At 68.1% G+C, this 22,060-nt stretch carries 2 protein-coding genes (1 of these 2 only partly in view); both read left to right on the forward strand.

Annotated elements, in window-relative coordinates:
* Window positions 1–11,367, forward strand: a complete 11,367-nt coding sequence (locus tag LG3211_RS11180) for a non-ribosomal peptide synthetase (RefSeq protein ID WP_057942915.1) — start codon at window positions 1–3, stop codon at window positions 11,365–11,367.
* A protein-coding gene (locus LG3211_RS11185; RefSeq protein WP_057942916.1) for a non-ribosomal peptide synthetase crosses the window boundary here: on the forward strand, window positions 11,364–22,060 show its 5' portion. 14,884 nt of this gene lie beyond the right edge of the window; only the first 10,697 of its 25,581 coding nucleotides appear in the window; the start codon lies at window positions 11,364–11,366; its stop codon lies off the right edge, out of view. Before LG3211_RS11180 ends, LG3211_RS11185 begins: the two co-directional genes overlap by 4 nt.

Below are 22,060 nucleotides of genomic sequence, written 5' to 3' on the forward strand. Positions count from 1 at the left end.
TTGGCCCCATCGAGTATCGCGATCCATCACGACGGACGCGATCTGAGCTATGCGGAAGTGAACATGCGCGCCAATCGGCTGGCGCGCTACCTTCGCGGGCTCGGTATCGATCCCGACGATCGCGTCGCCATCTGCATGCCGCGCTGTGCGGAAATGATCATCGCGATGCTCGCTGTGACCAAGGCGGGCGCGGCTTATCTGCCGCTGGATCCGGCCTATCCGCGCGAAAGACTGAACTACATGGTCGCCGACAGCGGCGCCAGGATCTTGCTGACCATGCAGGCGCAGGACGATTTCGCGTCCGTGCCGGCCGGGCCGATCGCCGTCGCGCTGGATCAGCCGAACCACCCGTGGGAGCTGCTGCCGTCGCACGATCTCGCGCGCGAGGAATCCGGCGCCGCGCATGAGCATCTGGCGTACGTGATCTACACCTCCGGCTCCACCGGTCAGCCCAAGGGCGTGATGGTTGAGCACCGCAATCTGCGCAACCTGATCGAGTGGCACTGCCAGGCGTTTGCGCTGCAGCGCAACGAACGCAGTTCGTGCATGGCGGGACTGGCCTTCGATGCCTGCGCATGGGAAATCTGGCCGACCTTGTGCATGGGCGCCACGCTGGTTTTGGCGCCGGCCGCGCTCGCCGGCGATCCGGTGGCGTTGCTGCAATGGTGGCAGTCGCAGGATCTGCACAGCAGCTTTCTGGTCACCGCGTTCGCCGAGATGGCGATGGCGCGCGCGCAGCCGGGCAAGCCGCTGCGCCGGCTGCTGACCGGCGGCGATCGTCTGAGCCGTCTGCCCGGCAAGGATCTGCCGTATGAGCTGATCAACAATTACGGCCCGACCGAAACCACGGTGGTGGCCACCTCCGGCCGCGTGCGCGCTGACGACAAGGTGCTGCACATCGGCCGTCCGATCGCCAACACCTCGATCTATCTGCTGGACACAGACGGAGCGCAGGTGACCGAAGGCGACATCGGCGAAATCCATATCGGCGGCGCGAGCGTGGCACGCGGCTATCTCAATCGCCCCGAACTGACACGCGAGCGTTTCCTGGCCGATCCCTTCGCCGGCCGTGCCGGTGCGCGCATGTACCGCACCGGCGACCTCGGCCGCTGGTTGCCCGACGGGACGATCGAGTTCCTCGGCCGTAATGACGATCAGGTCAAGATCCGCGGCTTCCGCATCGAGCTGGGCGAGATCGAAGCGCAACTGGCGAAGCTGCCCGGCGTCAGCGAAGCGGTGGTGCACGCGCGCGAAGACAGCCCGGGCGACAAGCGCCTGGTCGCGTATCTGGTGGGCGAGGCGTTGCCGCAGACCGCGGACCTGCGTGCCGCGCTGGCGCGCGAACTGCCCGAGTACATGGTGCCGGCGGCTTATGTGACGCTGGAGCGCCTGCCGCTGACGCCGAACGGCAAGCTCGACCGCCGCGCCTTGCCGGCGCCGGAAGGCGACGCCTACGCGCAACGTGTGTATGAAGCGCCGCAGGGCGCAGTGGAAACCGCGCTGGCGCAGATCTGGTCCGAGCTGCTGCAAGTCGAACAAGTCGGCCGCCAGGATCATTTCTTCGAACTCGGGGGCCATTCGCTGCTCGCCGTGCAGTTGATGGAGCGCATGCGCCATCAGCAGCTGTACGCCGATATCCGCACGCTGTTCGCGCAGCCGACCCTGTCGGCGTTGGCGCAGGCGGTGGAACAGGCACGGCAGCGCGACTGGCGCGAAGTGCCGGTGCCGGCCAACGGCATCGAGCCGGGCTGTACCGAACTGACCCCGCAGATGCTGCCGCTGGTGTCGCTGGATAACGAGCAATTGGCGCGCATCGTGGATGCGGTGCCCGGCGGCGCGGGCAATATCCAGGACATCTATCCGCTGGCGCCGTTGCAGGAAGGCATCCTGTTCCATCACCTGCTGCACCCGCAGGGCGATCCCTATCTGCTGTCGACCACGCTGGCCTTCGACTCGCGCGAGCGCCTGGACGGCTTCGTGCAAGCGCTGCAGACGGTGATCGACCGCCACGATGTGCTGCGCACGGCGGTGCAGTGGGAAGGCCTGCCCGAACCGGTGCAGGTGGTCTGGCGTGAAGCGACGATCGAGGTGGAAACGCTGGTGCTGGACGGCGCCGACGTCGAAGCGCATCTGCGCGCCTACACCGATCCGGCGCATTACCGCCTGGACGTGCGCAGCGCGCCGCAGATGCGCGGCTTCGCCGCCTTCGACGCCAGCCAGCAGCGTTGGCTGCTGGTGCTGTTGCAGCACCACCTGATCATGGACCACATCACCAGCGACCTGCTGATGCAGGAACTGGCCCTGATCCAGAGCGGCCGCGGCGACGAACTGTCCGAGCCGGTGCCGTTCCGCGATTTCGTCGCCCAGGCGCGCCTGGGCGTGAGCGTGCAGGAGCACGAGCAGTATTTCCGCGAGATGCTCGGCGATGTCGAGGAACCGACCGCGCCGTTCGGCTTGAAGGACGTGCAGGGCGGCGGCCAGGACATCCGCGAGGCGCATCGCGCGGTCGACAGCGACCTTTCGCGCCGCATCCGCGCGCAGGTGAAGGCCTTGGGTGTAAGCGCGGCGAGCGTATTCCACTGGGCCTGGGGCCAGGTGCTGGCGAAGACCACCGGACAAGAGGACGTGGTGTTCGGCACGGTGCTGTTCGGACGCATGCACGGCGGCTCGCGCGCGGATCGCGCGATGGGCTTGTTCATCAACACCTTGCCGGTGCGCATCCGCCTGGGCGAGGCGAGCGTGCGCGAGAGCATCCGCCGCACCCACGCCAGCCTGTCGCAACTGGTCTGGCACGAACACGCGCCGCTGGCGCTGGCGCAGCGCTGCAGCGCATTGCCGTCGTCCACGCCGCTGTTCTCGGCGCTGTTGAATTACCACTACAGCGCAGGCGCCTTGGGTATCGATCTGGAGCTGGGTTGGGGCGAAGGCGTTGAGCTGCTCGATTTCAAGGAGCGGACCAACTATGCCTTCAACCTGTCGGTGGACGATCAGGGGCAGGATTTCCACCTGGGCCTGCAGATCACCTCGAAGATCGACGCGCAGCGCATCGGCGACTACATGCACCGGGTGCTGGAACAACTGGTGGATGCGCTGGAGCATGCGCCGGAAACGCCCGCATGGCGGATCGGCGTGCTGGCGCAGACCGAGCGGCAACAAGTGCTGGAAGCGCACAACGCCACGCAGCGCGACTACTCGCAAGGGCTGTGCGCGCATCGGCTGTTCGAACAGCAGGCTGTGCGCACGCCAGAGGCGATCGCGGCGGAGCAGGATGGACACTCGTTGAGCTATGCCGAACTCAATGCGCGGGCGAACCGGCTTGCGCATCACCTCAGAACGTTGGGCGTCGGCGCGGACGATCGCGTCGCCATCGGCATGCCGCGCAGCCTTGACCTCGTCGTCAGCCTGCTGGCGGTGCTGAAGGCCGGCGGCGCCTACGTGCCGCTGGACCCGGCGTACCCGTCCGAGCGCTTGGGCTACATGCTCGACGACAGCGCGCCGAAGGTGCTGCTGACGCATAGCGAAGTGCGCGATCACTTGCCGGCCGGCGATTCGCTAGCGGTGCTGGACGTGGATCGCGACGCTTCGGCGTGGCAGTCGTACCCGGCGCAAAACCTCGATCCGGCCGAGTTGGGCCTGAGCGCGAACCACCTCGCCTACGTCATCTACACCTCAGGTTCCACCGGCCAGCCCAAGGGCGTGATGGTCGAACACGCCAATCTGGCGAACCTGATCCACTGGCACAGCGACAGCTTCCCGCTGCAGCCGGGCGAACGCACGGCCAGCACCGCCGGCGTCGCCTTCGACGCCTGCACCTGGGAAATCTGGCCGGCGCTGAACATGGGTGCAACCTTGGCGCTGCCGCCGCGCGACACCGCCGGCGATCCGATGAAGCTGCTGCAGTGGTGGGAAGCGCAGGATCTGCACAGCAGCTTCCTGGTCACCGCATTGGCCGAAATCGCCCTCGGCCGCGCGCAACCGGGCAAGCCGCTGCGCAGCCTGCTGACCGGCGGCGACCGCCTCAGCCGTCTGCCCGATCACGACCTGCCGTACGAATTGATCAACAATTACGGCCCGACCGAAACCACGGTGGTGGCGACCTCCGGCCGTCTCGATGCGAACGGCGCCATCGTCCATATCGGCCGTCCGATCGCGAACACGACGATCTATCTGCTCGACGCGCACGGCGAACCCGTGCCCGAAGGCGTGGCCGGCGAAATCCATGTCGGCGGCGCCGGCGTGGCGCGCGGCTATCTCAATCGTCCGGAGTTGACCGCGGAACGCTTCCTCGACGATCCCTTCGCCGGCCGCGAGGGCGCTCGGATGTACCGCACCGGCGACCTCGGCCGCTGGTTGCCCGACGGCACGATCGAATTCCTCGGCCGCAACGATCATCAAGTCAAGATCCGCGGCTTCCGCATCGAACTGGGCGAGATCGAAGCGCAACTGGCAAAGCTGCCCGGCATCCGCGAAGCGGTGGTGCACGCGCGCGAAGACAGCCCCGGCGACAAGCGCCTGGTCGCGTACCTGGTGGGCGAGGGCATCGCGCCCAGCGCCGACCTGCGCGCCGCCCTGGCCCGCGATCTGCCCGACTACATGGTGCCGGCGGCGTATGTGCTGCTGGCGCAACTGCCGCTGACGCCGAACGGCAAGCTGGACCGTCACGCCTTGCCGGCGCCGGACGGCGACGCCTACGCGCAACGCGCCTTCGAAGAACCGCAGGGCGAGGTGGAAACCGCGCTGGCGCAAATCTGGGCCGAGCTGCTGCAAGTGCCGCGCGTGGGCCGGCGCGATCATTTCTTCGACCTGGGCGGACACTCGCTGCTGGCGATGCGCCTGCTGTCGCGGGTCAGCCAACGCCTGAAGCTGAGCGTGTCGCTGCCGGACTTGTTCGCAACGCCGGTGCTGTGCGAGTTCGCCCGGACCCTGGCGCAGGCCGGCCACGCCGACATGCCGGCCTTGCTCGGCGGCGAGCGCCCGCCGCTGATTCCGCTGTCGTTCGCGCAACAGCGGTTGTGGTTCATCGCCCAGATGGGCGAACAAGCCAGTGCCGCGCATCACATTCCGTTGGGTCTGCGCCTGTCGGGCGATCTGGACGAGGCCGCGTTGCAGGCCTCGTTGCAGCGGATCGTGCAGCGCCACGAAGCCTTGCGCACGTACTTCGAGCTGGTGGAAGGCGAGCCGGTGCAGCGCATCGCCGAGGATGCGGTGTTCGCGCTGACCCGCCAGGACCTCAGCGCCAGCGCCGATCCGCAGGCCGAACTGACGCACTGGCGCCAACTCGAAGCGCAAGAACCGTTCCACCTGGACCAAGGCCCGCTGATCCGCGGACGCCTGCTGCGCCTGGGCAAGCGCGAGCATGTGCTGCTGCTGACCCTGCACCACATCGTCTCCGACGGTTGGTCGATGGGCGTGCTGATCGAGGAACTCGACGCGCTGTACCGGGCCTATTCGCTGGAGGGCGTGCCGACCCAGGTCGATCCGCTGCCGGGGCTGCCGGTGCAATACGCCGACTACGCCGTATGGCAACGCCGCTGGCTCGACGGCGCCTTGCTGCACAACCAGCAGAACTATTGGCGCGAACATCTGCAGGGCGCGCCGGGCCTGCTGGAATTGCCGACCGACCGCGCGCGTCCGCCGGTGCAGGAGCATGCCGGCGAAAGCCGCCGCTTCAGCATCGACGCCGACCTGAGCCGCGAGCTGCATGCGTTGAGCCAGCGCCACGGCACGACCTTGTACATGACTCTGCTGGCGGCGTGGGCGGCCTTGCTGAGCCGTCTGTCGGGTCAGAGCGATCTGGTCGTCGGCACGCCGATGGTCAATCGCAATCACACCGAACTCGAACCGCTGATCGGGATGTTCGTCAACACCCTGGCGCTGCGCTTCGATCTGTCCGATGACCCTAGCGTGGCGCAGTTGCTGGCGCAGGCGCGGACCACCACGCTGGCCGCGCAGGCCAATATCGATCTGCCGTTCGAGCAGGTGGTGGAAACCCTCAAGCCGGTGCGCAGCCTGGCCTACACGCCCTTGTACCAGGTCGTGTTCGTCATGCAGAACGAGGCCGAGGAAAACCTGCGCCTGGCCGATCTGCAGGTCGAAGCGCTGGCCTCGCACGTCACCCGCGCGCAGACCGACCTGTGGTGGTCGATCACGCAAGCGCACGATGATCTGCAGTGCGAAGTGGTGTTCGCCACGTCCTTGTTCGACGCGGACACGATCGAGCGCTGGATCGGCCATTGGCAAGTATTGCTGCGGGCGATGGTCGCCGATCAGGCCCAGGCCGTGAGCCGGTTGCCGTTGTTGTCGCCGGCGCAGCGCGATCAGGTGCTGCTCGACTGGAACGACACCGCGCGGCCGTTGCCGCCACACCAGCACGTGCATGCCTGGTTCCAAGCGCAGGCCGCCGGCGACGGCGCCGCGACCGCGCTGGTATGCGAAGGCCAGCGCCTGAGCTATGCCGAACTCAACGCGCGCGCCAACCGTCTGGCCCATCACCTGATCGCGTTGGGCGTGCGTCCCGACCATCGCGTCGCCCTGGCGATGGAGCGCGGCGCCGACCTGATCGTGGCGATGCTGGCCACGCTGAAGGCCGGCGGCGCCTACGTGCCGCTGGATACGCAGTATCCGCCCGATCGTCTGGCCTTCATGCTCGACGACAGCCGTCCGAAGGTGGTGCTGACCCAGGCCAGCGTGCAGGAACGTCTGCCGGCCAGCCGCGCGCTGATGACCGCGAGCGTGGTCGAGCTCGACGATCCGTCCGCGCCGTGGCGGGAGTTGTCCGATGCCGATCCCGATCCGGTGGCGCTGGGCCTGACTTGCGATCATCTGGCCTACGTCATCTACACCTCCGGCTCCACCGGCAAGCCCAAGGGCGTGATGGTGCCGCACCGCGGCCTGTGCAACCTGGTCGCCGCGCAGTCCGATGCGCTGGCGGTGGACGCGGGCAGCCGCGTGCTGCAGTGCGCCTCGCTCAGCTTCGATGCGAGCGTGTTCGAAATCGTCATGGCGCTGTGCCATGCCTCCATCCTGTACTTGCCCGCGCCCGGCGAATTGCTGGCCGGCGCGGTGCTGGCGCGGGCCGTGCGCGAGCACGCGATCACCCACGTCACCCTGACGCCGGCGGTGCTGATGACGCTGGAGCAGCCGCAGGATCTGGCCAGCGTGCGCACTCTGGTCGTGGCCGGCGATGCCTGTCCCCAGGCCCTGGTCGAGCGCTGGTCGCAAGGGCGCCGCTTCGTCAATGCCTACGGCCCGACCGAGTCGACCATCTGGGCGACCTTCCACGCCTGCGACATCGGCGAGGACGGCCATCCGCCGATCGGCCGGCCCATCGCCAATGCGAAAATCTATCTGCTCGATGGCCACGGCGAACCGGTGCCGGTCGGCGTCACCGGCGAGATCCATATCGGCGGCACCGGCGTGGCGCGCGGTTATCTCAATCGCGCCGAGCTGACCCGCGAGCGCTTCCTCGACGATCCGTTCGCGGACGAGCCGGGCGCGCGCGTCTACAAGAGCGGCGATCTGGCCCGCTGGCGCGCCGACGGCGTGCTGGAATTCCTCGGCCGCAACGATGCGCAGGTGAAACTGCGCGGTTTCCGCATCGAACTGGGCGAAATCGAAACCCAGCTGACGCGTCTGCCGGGCGTGCAGGAAGCGATCGTGTTGCCGCGCGAAGACAGCCCGGGCGACAAGCGCCTGGTCGCGTATCTGCTGGGGCCGGCGGTGCCCGAAGCGCAGGAGCTGCGCATCGCGCTGAGCAAGGCGCTGCCCGAATACATGGTGCCGTCGGCGTTCGTGACCTTGCAGGCGTGGCCGCTGACGCCCAACGGCAAGCTCGATCGCAAGGCGCTGCCGTCGCCCGACGGCGATGCCTACATCCAGCGCGAGTACGAAGCGCCGCAGGGCGAGATCGAAACCGTGCTCGCCGACATCTGGACCGAGCTGCTGCGGATCGAGCGGGTGGGGCGCCGCGATCATTTCTTCGAAATCGGCGGGCACTCGCTGTTGGCGATGCAGCTGACCTCGCGCGTGCGCCAACGCCTGGGGCAGGAACTGGAACTGGCGAGCGTGTTCGGCAGCCCGGTGCTGTGCGAACTCGCCGAATTGGTGCGGCAGGCCGAAACCAGCACTTTGCCGGCGATCCGCACCGGCCAGCGGCCGTCGGCGGTGCCGCTGTCGTTCGCCCAGCAGCGCTTGTGGTTCCTCGCGCAGATGGGCGAGGAAGCGAACGCGGCTTATCACGTACCCGGCGGCCTGCGCTTGCACGGCCGCCTGGACGAACAAGCGCTGCAGGCCGCGCTGGACCGCATCGTCCAGCGCCACGAAGTGCTGCGCACCTGCTTCGGCCTGGAAGACGGCCAGCCGGTGCAATGCATCGCCGCGCACGGCCGCTTCAGCTTGGTCCGCCACGATCTGAGCGGCGCCGGCGATCTGGACGCACAGGTGGCGCATTGGAGTCAGATCGAAGCCCATGAGGCCTTCGACCTCGGCGCCGGCCCGCTGATTCGCGGCCGCCTGCTGCGCCTGGGCGATCAGGACCACATTCTGTTGCTGACCGTGCATCACGTCGTCTCCGACGGTTGGTCGATGAGCGTGTTGATGCGCGAACTCGGCGAGCTGTACCGCGCCTATGCGGTCGATGGCGTGGCGCCGCAGGACGATCCCTTGCGGCCGCTGCCGGTGCAGTACGCCGACTACGCCGTCTGGCAACGCCAGTGGCTGCAAGGCGCGGTGTTGCAACGGCAGGTGGACTTCTGGCGCGAGCATCTGCACGACGCGCCGACGCTGCTGGAACTGCCCACCGACCGGCCGCGGCCGGCGCTGCAGGACCTCACCGGCGGCACCTTCACCTTCGAACTCGACCCCGGCCTGAGCCAGGGCCTGCGCGAGTTGAGCAAGCGTCACGGCACCACCTTGTACATGACCTTGCTGGCCGCCTGGGCGGCGATGCTCGGGCGTCTGTCCGGCCAGGAAGATCTGGTCATCGGCACCGCCGGCGTCAATCGCAGCCATGCCGAGGTCGAGCCGCTGATCGGCTTCTTCGTCAACACTCTGGCACTGCGCATCGATTTGTCCGGCGAGCCCAGCGTGGCCGAACTGCTGGCGCGCATCCGCAAGACCGCGCTGGCGGCGCAGGCGCATAACGATGTGCCGTTCCAGCAAGTGGTCGAGGCGGTCAAGCCGGCGCGCAGCCTCGCCCATACGCCGCTGTATCAGGTCGCGTTCGTCATGCAGAACACGCCCGAGGGCGCGCTGCGCCTGCCGGGCATGGAGATCACCCCGATCGCGCACGAGAACACCGCCGCGCAGATCGACGTGTGGTGGTCGGCGACCGAAATCGGCGATCGCATCGAATGCTCGGTGGTCTACGCCGCGGCGCTGTTCGATGCGCAGACGGTGCAGCGCTGGAGCCGGCATTGGCAGACGCTGCTGCGCGAGATGGTCGACGGCGATGCACGCCGCATCGGCCGCTTGTCGCTGCTGTCGCCGGGCGAGCGCCGTCAGGTGCTGGAGGAATGGAACGACACCCGGCGGCCGTATCCGCATGGTGTCGGCGTGGTTCAGCGCGTGCAGGCGCAGGCGCAGCAGGCCGGCGCGGTGACGGCATTGACGCACGAAGACGGCGATCTGAGCTATGCCGAGCTCAATGCGCGGGCCAATCGTCTGGCTCATCATCTGGTCGCGCTCGGCGTGCGTCCGGACCAGCGCGTGGCCTTGTTGCTCGAACGCGGCCCGCAGTTGGTGGTGGCGATGCTGGCTACGCTGAAGGCCGGCGGCGCCTACGTGCCGCTGGACCCGCAGTATCCGTCCGAACGCCTGGCCTTCATGCTCGACGACAGCCGGCCCAAGGTGGTGCTGACCCAGGCGAGCCTGGAAGAGCAACTCCCCGCGAGCCGCGCTCTGATGACCGCCAGCGTGGTGCTGGTGGACGATGCTTCGGCATCGTGGCAGAGCCTGTCCGACGCCGATCCCGATCCGGCCGCGCTCGGCATCACCGCGAACCATCTCGCCTACGTCATCTACACCTCGGGCTCCACCGGTCAGCCCAAGGGCGTGATGGTGGAACGCGCCAATCTGGCGAATCTGGTCAACTGGCACAGCGAAACCTTCCCGCTGCAGCCGGGCGAACGCACGGCCAGCACCGCCGGCATCGCCTTCGACGCCTGCACCTGGGAAGTGTGGCCGGCGCTGAGCATGGGCGCGACCTTGGCCCTGTCGCCGCGCGACACGGTCGGCGATCCGATGAAGTTGCTGCAGTGGTGGGAATCGCAGGACCTGCACAGCAGTTTCCTGGTCACCGCGCTGGCCGAGATTCAACTGGGCCGCGCGCAACCGGGCCAATCGCTGCGCAGCCTGCTGACCGGCGGCGATCGCCTCAACCGTCTGCCCGAGCGCGATCTGCCTTACGAGCTGATCAACAACTACGGCCCGACCGAAACCACGGTGGTCGCGACCTCCGGCCGTCTGCGCTGCGACGATAAGGTGGTGCACATCGGCCGGCCGATCGCCAACACTTCGATCTATCTGCTCGATGCCCATGGCGAACCGGTGCCGCAAGGTGTGGCCGGCGAGATCCATATCGGCGGCGCCAGCGTGGCGCGCGGCTATCTCAACCGTCCGGAGCTGACCGCGGAACGTTTCCTCGACGATCCCTTCGCCGGCCGCGAGGGCGCGCGGATGTACCGCACCGGCGATCTCGGCCGCTGGTTGGCGGACGGCACGATCGAGTTCCTCGGCCGCAACGACCATCAGGTCAAGATCCGCGGTTTCCGCATCGAACTGGGCGAGATCGAAGCGCGGCTGGCCAAGCTGCCGGGCGTGCGCGAAGCGGTGGTGCATGCGCGCGAAGACAGTCCGGGCGACAAGCGCCTGGTCGCGTACCTGGTCGGCGAGGCGTTGCCGCAGACCGCGGAACTGCGCGCGGCGCTGGCGCAGGAGTTGCCCGAGTACATGGTGCCGGCCGCCTACATGGCCCTGGAGCGCTTGCCGCTGACGCCCAACGGCAAGCTCGACCGCCGCGCCTTGCCGGCGCCGGAGGGCGATGCCTACGCGCAGCAGCGCTATGAAGAACCGCAGGGCGATATCGAGAACAACCTTGCCGCGGTGTGGATGGAGTTGCTGAAACTGCCGCGAGTGGGGCGCCACGACGACTTCTTCGAAATCGGCGGCCATTCGCTGATGGCGACGCAACTGGTCTCGCGCATCCGCCGCGAATGGGAGCTGGACATTCCGTTGGCGGAAGTGTTCTCGAACCCGACCCTGTCCGCGCTTTCGGGGGTCATCGTCGATTACGAACTATCGACCTTCGATCCGCAGGAAATCCAGGCCCTCCTCGCAGGGCACGACTTGGAAAAAGGCTTAGCGTCATGACGACCTCTTCGATGGATCAGATGAGCCGCGCGCAACGCGAGGCGCTGCTGGCGCGGGCGAAAGCGGCGCGGATTTCCAAAAACGACGGCGCGCGCCAGGACGCGATCGCGCCGCGCGCGGGCGGCCCGACGCAGTGGCCGTCGTCGTTCGCCCAGCAACGCCTGTGGCTGATCAGCCAGATGGGCGAGCAGGCCAGCGCGGCTTACCACGTTCCGGTCCATTTCAGCCTGCGCGGCCCGCTCGATGCGGACGCGCTGCAGGCCGTGCTGGACCGCATCGTGCAGCGCCACGAAACCCTGCGCACCCGCTTCGCACCGGTCGATGGTCAGCCGATGCAGCGCATCGCCGAGGATGGCCGCTTCAGCCTGTTGCGCCACGATCTGAGCGGGCAGGCCGATGCGCAGGGCCAGCTCGCGCATTGGATCGATATCGAAACTCAAACGCCGTTCGACCTGGCCGCCGGCCCGCTGGCGCGTGGACGCCTGCTGCGGCTGGGCGAAGACGAACACGTGTTGCTGCTGACCTTGCACCACATCGTCTCCGACGGTTGGTCGATGGGAGTGCTGATCGACGAGTTGAGCGCGCTGTATCGCGCCTATGCGCTCGAAGGCGTGCCGGCGCAGACCGATCCGCTGCCGGCCTTGCCGATCCAGTACGCCGACTACGCGCTGTGGCAGCGCCAATGGTTGAGCGGCGAAGTGCAACTCAAGCAGCAGGCCTATTGGCGCGAGCAACTGGACGGCGCGCCGGCCTTGATCACGCTGCCGACCGACCGGCCGCGGCCGGCGGTGCAGGAATACGCCGGCGCCAGCCTCGATCTGGAGCTGGATGAAGACTTGAGCGAAGCGCTGCGAGCGCTGTCGCGCAAGCACGGCACCACGCTGTACATGACCTTGCTCGCGGCCTGGAGCGCGTTGGCTTCGCGTCTGGCCGGACAGGACGAGGTGGTGATCGGCACGCCGGTCGCCAACCGCACCCGGGTCGAAGTGGAGCCGCTGATCGGCTTCTTCGTCAACACCCTGGCGCTGCGCCTGGACCTGAGCGGCAGCCCGAGCGTGGCCGAACTGCTGGCGCGGGTGCGCGAGCAGGTGCTGCAGGCGCAAGCGCATCAGGACGTGCCGTTCGAGCAAGTGGTGGAAGTGCTGAAGCCGGCGCGCTCGATGGCGCATACGCCCTTGTTCCAGCTCATGTTCACCTGGCACAACGCCTCCGACGGCGACGCGGTGCGGCTGGGCGATCTGCAACTGCAGGCGCTGCCGGAACAAGAGCGTCGCAGCGCCCAGTTCGATCTGTCGCTGGGCTTGCAGGACGTCGGCGGACGCATCGTCGGCAGCCTCGGATTCGCCACGGCCTTGTTCGACCGCGCCACGATGGCGCGGCATGTCGAGTACTTGAAGGCGCTGTTGCGCGGCATGGCCGGCGACGACAGCCAGTCGGTGGATCGCATCGCGTTGCTGGCCGATGGCGAGCGGCGGCAGGTGCTGGAAGCGCACAACGCCACGCAGCGCGGCTATCCGCAAGGGCTGTGCGCGCATCAGCTGTTCGAACAGCAGGCTGTGCGTACGCCAGAGGCGATCGCGGCGGAGCAGGATGGATACTCGCTGAGCTATGCCGAACTCAATGCGCGCGCCAATCGGCTTGCGCATCACCTTAGAACGCTGGGCGTCGGCGCGGACGATCGCGTCGCCATCGGCATGCCGCGCAGCCTTGACCTCGTCGTCAGCCTGCTGGCGGTACTCAAGGCCGGCGGCGCCTACGTGCCGCTGGACCCGGCGTATCCGTCCGAGCGCTTGGGCTACATGCTCGGCGACAGCGCGCCGAAGGCGCTGCTGACGCATAGCGAGGTGCGTGATCACTTGCCGGCCGGCGATTCGCTCGCGGTGCTGGAAGTGGATCGCGACGCTTCGGCGTGGCAGTCGTACCCGGCGCAGAACCTCGATCCGGCCGGCCTGAGCGCGAACAATCTCGCCTACGTCATCTACACCTCAGGTTCCACCGGCCAACCCAAGGGCGTGATGGTCGAACACGCCAATCTGGCGAACCTGATCCACTGGCACAGCGAAAGCTTCCCGCTGCAGCCGGGCGAACGCACGGCCAGCACCGCCGGCGTCGCCTTCGATGCCTGCACCTGGGAAATCTGGCCGGCGCTGAACATGGGCGCGACCTTGGCGCTGCCGCCGCGCGACACCGTCGGCGATCCGATGAAGTTGCTGCAGTGGTGGGAATCGCAGGATCTGCACAGCAGCTTCCTGGTCACCGCATTGGCCGAAATCGCCCTCGGCCGTGCGCAACCGGGCAAGCCGCTGCGCAGCCTGCTGACCGGCGGCGACCGTCTCAGCCGTCTGCCCGATCACGATCTGCCGTACGAACTGATCAACAATTACGGCCCGACCGAAACGACGGTGGTGGCGACCTCCGGCCGTCTCGATGCGAACGGCGCCATCGTCCATATCGGCCGTCCGATCGCGAACACGACGATCTATCTGCTCGACGCGCACGGCGAACCCGTGCCCGAAGGCGTGGCCGGCGAAATCCATGTCGGCGGCGCCGGCGTGGCGCGCGGCTATCTCAACCGCCCCGAGTTGACCGCGGAGCGATTCCTCGACGATCCCTTCGCCGGCCGCGAGGGCGCGCGGATGTACCGTACCGGCGACCTCGGCCGCTGGTTGCCGGACGGCACGATCGAATTCCTCGGCCGCAACGATCATCAGGTCAAGATCCGCGGCTTCCGCATCGAACTGGGCGAAATCGAAGCGCGGCTGGCGCAACTGCCCGGCATCCGCGAAGCGGTGGTGCACGCGCGCGAAGACGGCACCGGCGACAAGCGCCTGGTGGCTTACTACGTCGCCGGCGAACAACCGCAGGACAGCAATGCGCTGCGCGCGCAGCTGCAACAGTCCTTGCCCGACTACATGGTGCCGGCGGCGTACGTGGCGCTGGAGCGCCTGCCGCTGACGCCCAACGGCAAGCTCGACCGCCGCGCCTTGCCGGCGCCGGAAGGCGATGCCTACGCGCAGCGCGCCTACGCCGCGCCGCAGGGCCCGCTGGAAACCGCGATCGCGCAGATCTGGGCCGAGCTGCTGCAGATCGAGCAGGTCGGCCGCGAAGATCATTTCTTCGACCTGGGCGGACACTCGCTGCTGGCCCTGCAGATGACCGCGCGCCTGCAGCAGCGCCTGGACCTGGAGGTCGCGCTGTCGGACCTGTTCGCGCAACCGGTGTTGCACGAGTTCGCCCGCGTCGCCGCGAACAAGCAAGGCGCGGCCTTGCCTGCCATCATCGCCGGCGAGCGCCCACGGACCTTGCCGCTGTCGTTCGCGCAACAGCGGTTGTGGTTCATCGCGCGCATGGACGAAGCGGCCAGCGCCGCCTATCACATGGCCGGCGGCCTGCGCTTGCGCGGCCCGCTCGACGCGCAGGCCCTGCAGGCAGCGCTGGACCGGATCGTGCAGCGGCATGAAGCGCTGCGCACGCATTTCGAACTGGTCGATGGCCAGCCGGTGCAGCGCATCGACGACAACGCGGTCTTCGCGCTGAGCCGGCACGACATCAGCGCCGCCGCCGATCCGCAGGCCGAGCTGGCGCAGTGGCGCCGGGTCGAAGTGGAAACCCCGTTCGATCTCGCCGCCGGCCCGCTGGCCCGCGGCCGCCTGCTGCGCATGAGCGAGGACGAACACGTCCTGCTGCTGACCCTGCATCACATCGTTTCCGACGGCTGGTCGATGGGCGTGCTGGTCAAGGAACTGAGCGCGCTGTACCGGGCTTACGCCCTGGAAAGCCTGTCGCCTCGGATCGATCCCCTGCCGGCCTTGCCGGTGCAGTACGCCGACTACACGCTGTGGCAGCGCCAATGGCTGAGCGGCGATCTGCAGCAGAAGCAGCTGGCGTACTGGCGCGAGCGACTCACCGGCGCGCCCGCGCTGATCACCCTGCCGAGCGACCGGCCGCGACCGGCGGTGCAGGAATACGCCGGCGCCAGCCTTGAGCTGGAATTCGACGAAGGCTTGAGCGACGCGCTGCGGGCGCTGTCGCGCAAGCACGGCACCACGCTGTACATGACGCTGCTGGCGGCCTGGAGCGCATTGGCCTCGCGTCTGGCCGGACAGGACGAAGTGGTGATCGGCACGCCGGTCGCCAACCGTGCGCGCGTGGAAGTCGAGCCGCTGATCGGTTTCTTCGTCAATACCTTGGCGCTGCGCCTGGACCTGAGCGAAAACCCGACCGTGGCCGAACTGCTGGCGCGGGTGCGCGAGCAAGTGCTGCAGGCGCAGAGCCATCAGGACGTGCCGTTCGAACAAGTGGTGGAAGCGCTCAAGCCGGCGCGTTCGCTGGCACACAGCCCCTTGTTCCAACTGATGTTCAGTTGGCAGAACACCCCGCAGCCGGCGCTGGAACTGGGCGCGCTGCAACTGCACGACCTCGATGAAGGCGAGCACCGCAGCGCTCAGTTCGATCTGTCGCTGGGGCTGCAGGAAGTGGACGGCCGGATCGCGGGCAATCTGGAGTACGCCACCGCCTTGTTCGACCGCGCCACGATGCTGCGCCACGTCGAGTATCTGAAGGCCTTGCTGCGCGGCATGAGCGAGGACGACAGTCAGCCGATCGAGCGCATCGCGATCCTCGATGCAGCTGAGCGGCAACACGTGCTGCAGACCTGGAACGACACCGCTCGCGCCTATCCGCACGCGCAGTGCATCCACGAACTGTTCGAACGACAGGCGGCGGCGAGCCCGGATGCGACCGCGGTGGAGCAGGGTGGCCAGCGCCTGAGCTATGCCGAACTCAACGCCCGGGCCAATCGCCTGGCGCATCACCTCAGGACGCTGGGCGTGGGCCCCGACGATCGGGTCGCGATCGGCATGCCGCGCAGCCCGGACATGGTCGTGGCGGTGCTGGCGGTGCTGAAGGCCGGCGGCGCCTACGTGCCGCTGGACCCCAGCTATCCCTCCGAGCGCCTCAACTACCTGCTCAGCGACAGCGCGCCGAAGGTGTTGCTGACCCATAGCGAGGTGCGCGCGAACCTGTCCGCGGCCGAGTCGTTGACGGTGGTGGAGATCGATACCGACGCGCCGGCATGGCGGTCGGCACCGGAGCGCAACCTCGACACCGCGGTGCTGGGCGTGACCGCCGGGCATCTGGCCTATGTGATCTACACCTCCGGCTCCACCGGCCAGCCCAAGGGCGTGATGGTGGAACATCGCGGCCTGTGCAACCAGATCACCGCCTTGCAGGCGCACTACGCGCTGCAGCCCAGCGACCGCATCCTGCAGTTCGTCGCGCCGACCTTCGACGTGTCGGTCGAGGAAATCTTCACCACCTTGCTCAGCGGCGCGACCCTGGTGTTGCGCACCGAAGCCTGGATCACCGGCCCTTCCGAGTGGTGCGCGCTGTGCGCGGAACACGCGCTGACCGTGGCGAATCTGCCGACCCTGTTCTGGCAACAGCTGGCGCAAGCCGCCGACGTCGCGATTCCCTCGGGGCTGCGTCAGATCATCATCGGCGGCGATACCGTCAGTCCGGCTGCCCTGCAAGCCTGGTGGTCGCGCGACGGTCATCGCCCGGCGCTGTCCAACGCCTACGGCCCCACCGAGACCACCATCAACGCCTGCATCGTGGATTGCTCGGCGCAGATCAGTGCGCTGTCTATCGGCCGTCCGCTGGCGAACATGTCGATCTACGTGCTCGACGCGCACGGCGAACCGGTGCCCGAAGGCGTGGCCGGCGAGATTTATATCGGCGGCGTCGGCGTGGCGCGCGGCTATCTCAATCGCCCCGAACTGACACGTGAGCGTTTCCTCGACGATCCCTTCGCCGGCCGTGCCGGTGCGCGCATGTACCGCACCGGCGACCTCGGCCGCTGGTTGCCCGACGGGACGATCGAGTTCCTCGGCCGCAACGATCATCAGGTCAAGATCCGCGGCTTCCGCATCGAGCTGGGCGAGATCGAAGCGCAACTGGCGAAGTTGCCCGGCGTCAGCGAAGCGGTGGTGCACGCGCGTGAAGACAACCCGGGCGACAAGCGCCTGGTCGCGTATCTGGTCGGTGATGCGTTGCCGCAGACCGCGGACCTGCGCGCCGCGCTGGCGCGCGAACTGCCCGAGTACATGGTGCCGGCGGCTTATGTGACGCTGGAGCGCCTGCCGCTGACGCCGAACGGCAAGCTCGACCGCCGCGCCTTGCCGGCGCCGGAAGGCGACGCCTACGCGCAACGTGCGTATGAAGCGCCGCAGGGCGCGGTGGAAACCGCGCTGGCGAAGATCTGGTCCGAGCTGCTGCAGGTCGAACAGGTCGGCCGCCAGGATCATTTCTTCGAACTCGGCGGCCATTCGCTGCTCGCCGTGCAGTTGATGGAGCGCATGCGCCATCAGCAGCTGTACGCCGATATCCGCACCTTGTTCGCGCAGCCGACCCTGTCGGCGCTGGCGCAGGCGGTGGAACAGGCGCGGCAGCGCGACTGGCGCGAAGTGCCGGTGCCGGCCAACGGCATCGAGCCGGGCTGTACCGAACTGACCCCGCAGATGCTGCCGCTGGTGTCGCTGGATAACGAGCAACTGGCGCGCATCGTGGATGCGGTGCCCGGCGGCGCGGCCAATATCCAGGACATCTATCCGCTGGCGCCGTTGCAGGAAGGCATCCTGTTCCATCACCTGCTGCACCCGCAGGGCGACCCCTATCTGCTGTCGACCACGCTGGCCTTCGACTCGCGCGAACGCCTGGACGGCTTCGTGCAAGCGCTGCAGACGGTGATCGGCCGCCACGATGTGCTGCGCACGGCGGTGCAGTGGGAAGGCCTGCCCGAACCGGTGCAGGTGGTCTGGCGCGAGGCGACGATCGAGGTGGAAACGCTGGTGCTGGACGGCGCCGACGTCGAAGCGCATCTGCGCGCCTACACCGATCCGGCGCATTACCGCCTGGACGTGCGCAGCGCGCCGCAGATGCGCGGCTTCGCCGCCTTCGACGCCAGCCAGCAGCGTTGGCTGCTGGTGTTGCTGCAGCATCACCTGATCATGGACCACATCACCAGCGACCTGCTGATGCAGGAACTGGCCTTGATTCAGAGCGGCCGCGGCGATGAGCTGTCCGAGCCGGTGCCGTTCCGCGATTTCGTCGCCCAGGCGCGCCTGGGCGTGAGCGTGCAGGAGCACGAGCAGTATTTCCGCGAGATGCTCGGCGATGTCGAGGAACCGACCGCGCCGTTCGGCTTGAAGGACGTGCAGGGCGGCGGCCAGGACATCCGCGAGGCGCATCGCGCGGTCGACAGCGAGCTTTCGCGCCGCATCCGCGCGCAGGTGAAAGCGCTGGGCGTAAGCGCGGCGAGCGTATTCCACTGGGCCTGGGGCCAGGTGCTGGCGAAGACCACCGGACAAGAGGACGTGGTGTTCGGCACGGTGCTGTTCGGACGCATGCACGGCGGCTCGCGCGCGGATCGCGCGATGGGCTTGTTCATCAACACCTTGCCGGTGCGCATCCGCCTGGGCGAGGCGAGCGTGCGCGACAGCATCCGCCGCACCCACGCCAGCCTGTCGCAACTGGTCTGGCACGAACACGCGCCGCTGGCGCTGGCCCAGCGCTGCAGCGCATTGCCGTCGTCCACGCCGCTGTTCTCCGCGTTGCTGAATTATCGCCACAGCACGCTGGAGCTCGACAACGTGTCCGACGCCGGTCTGGGCGACGGCATCGAGGTCCTGGCCGCGCAAGAGCGCCACAACTATCCGCTGAGCCTGTCGGTGGACGATCTCGGGCAGGATTTCCACCTGGGCCTGCAGATCGCCTCACCGGTCGACGCACAGCGCATGTGCGAGTACATGCACCGCGTGCTGGAGCAGGCGGTGCAGGCGCTGGAACGCACGGCCGAAACGCCGGCGTGGCGCGTCGGCGTGCTGGCGCAGGCCGAGCGCACTCAACTATTGGAGCAATGGGGCGCCGCGCAGACGGCGTATGCGCAAACCGAGTGCGTCCACGAACTGTTCGAACGACAGGCCGCGCGCACGCCCGATGCCGTGGCCGTCGTCCACGACGGCCGCCACACCCGCTACCGGCAACTCAATCAAGCGGCCAACCGCCTGGCCCGCCATCTGCGCTCGCTGGGCGTGCGCGCGGGCGACAGCGTGGCGATCGTGCTGGAGCGCTCGGCCGATCTGGTCGCGGCGCAGATCGCCATTCTCAAATGCGGCGCCTGCTACGTGCCGATCGACCAGAACGCGCCGATCGAACGCCAGGCCTTCCTGCTGCAGGACAGCGCCGCCGCGATCCTGATCACCCGTTCCGACGAGACCTTGCCGCCGCTGGGCGGGGCGCGGCGCCTGGATCTCGATAGCATCGACCTGCATGCGCTCGCGGCCGACGACCTCGGCGCGAGCGTGGACAGCGAGGCCACGGCCTACATCATGTACACCTCCGGTTCGACCGGACAGCCCAAGGGCGTGATGGTGCCGCACCGCGCCATCGGCCGCGTGGTGCGCGACAACGGCTACGCGCCGTTCGACGCCGGCGACCGCGTGGCGTTCGCGTCCAATCCGGCCTTCGACGCCACCACCATGGAAGTGTGGGGCGCGCTGCTCAACGGCGGCCGTTTGGTGGTGATCGCGGCCGAGGTGCTGCTGGAACCGGAGCGTCTGGCCCAGGCGCTGAGCGAACAGCAGGTGACGGCGATGTTCGTCACCACCGCCTTGTTCAATCAGTACGTGCTGGCGATACCGCGAGCCCTGGCCGGTCTGCGTTATCTGATGTGCGGCGGCGAGCGCGCCGATCCGGACAAGTTCGCGCGGTTGCTGGCGCATGAAGGCCCGCGCCATCTGATTCACTGCTACGGCCCGACCGAGACCACCACCTTCGCCACCACGTGCGAGATCGGCCGCGTTCCCGAGTCGATGAGCAACGTGCCGATCGGCGGACCGATCGCCGGCACCTCGGTGTACGTGCTCGACGCGCATGGCGAACCGGTGCCGCAAGGCGTGGCCGGCGAGCTGTACATCGGCGGCGTCGGCGTGGCGTTGGGCTATCTGAACCGTCCGGAGTTGACCGCCGAGCGTTTCCTCGACGATCCGTTCGCGAACCGCGCGGGTGCGCGGATGTACCGCACCGGCGACCTCGGCCGCTGGCTCGCCGACGGCACGATCGAGTTCCTCGGCCGCAACGATCATCAGGTCAAGATCCGCGGCTTCCGCATCGAGCTGGGCGAAATCGAGGCCTGCCTGACGCAGCAGCCGGGCGTGCGCGAGGCCATCGTGCTCGCACGCGAAGACAATCCGGGCGACAAGCGCCTGGTGGCGTATGTGGTCGGCGACGCTTTGCCGCACAGCGCGGAACTGCGCGCGGCCCTGGCGCAGGAATTGCCCGAATACATGGTGCCGGCGGCCTTCGTGGCGTTGCAGCGCCTGCCGCTGACGCGCAACGGCAAGCTCGACCGCCGCGCCTTGCCGGCGCCGGACGGCGACGCCTACGCCCAGCGCAGCTATGAGGCGCCGCAAGGCGAGGTGGAAACCGCGCTGGCGCAGATCTGGGCCGAACTGCTGCAGGTCGAGCGCGTCGGCCGCGGCGACCATTTCTTCGAACTCGGTGGGCACTCGCTGCTGGCGGTGCAGATGAGTTCGCGCGTGCGCCAGCAACTGGGTCTTGAAGTCGCGCTGTCGGACCTGTTCGCGCAACCGGTCCTGCGCGAGTTCGCCGCGCTGACCCATCAGGCTGCCTCCGGCGCGCAGTCGGCGCTGCAGCCGCAGTCGCGTCCGCCGGTCGTGCCTCTGTCGTTCGCGCAGCAGCGGATGTGGCTGATCGCGCAGATGGGCGCGCACGCCAGCGTCGCCTATCACATCCCCGGCGGCCTGCGATTGCAGGGCCCGCTGGACGTGGAGGCGCTGCAGGCGGCGCTGGACCGGATCGTGCAGCGGCACGAATCGCTGCGCACGCATTTCGCCGTGGTCGATGGACAACCGGCGCAGCGGCTGAGCGAGGCGGCTGGCTTCAGTCTGATCCGCCAGGACATGACCCAGGCGGACGACGCGCAGGCCGAGGTCGAGTACTGGAGCGAAATCGAGGCGGAAGAACCGTTCGATCTGGGCACCGGGCCCTTGGTGCGTGGCCGCCTGCTGCGCCTGGGCGAGCACGAGCACGTGCTGCTGCTGACCATGCACCACATCGTCTCCGACGGTTGGTCGATGGGCGTGCTGATCCATGAACTCGGCGTTTTGTACCGCGCCTATGCGGTCGACGGCGTGGCCCATACGGTCGATCCCTTGCCGCCGCTGTCGCTGCAATACGCCGACTACGCCGTGGCCCAGCGCCAGTGGCTCGACGCCGACACCGAGAGCCGCCATCTGGATTACTGGCGCTCGCATCTGGCCGGCGCGCCGGCGATGTCGAGTCTGCCCACCGACAAGCCGCGTCCGGCCGAACAGAATTTCAAGGGCGGCATGGTCGAAGCGTGGCTGCCCGCGGACGCGAGCAAGGCGCTGGCCGATCTGGCCCGGCGCGAGCACGCGACGCCGTTCATGGTGTTGACCGCGGCGCTGAGCGTGATGCTGTCGCGCTATAACGCGCAGACCGACATCTGCCTGGGCACGGTTGTCGCCAACCGCGACCGCGCCGAGTTCGAGCCGATGATCGGCCTGTTCCTCGACACCCTGGCGATCCGCACCCGCATCGACCCGCAGCAGCGCTTCGAAGAACTGCTGCGCCAGGTGCGCGCCAATCTGCT

The organism is Lysobacter gummosus (assembly GCF_001442805.1).
GTDB lineage: Bacteria > Pseudomonadota > Gammaproteobacteria > Xanthomonadales > Xanthomonadaceae > Lysobacter > Lysobacter gummosus.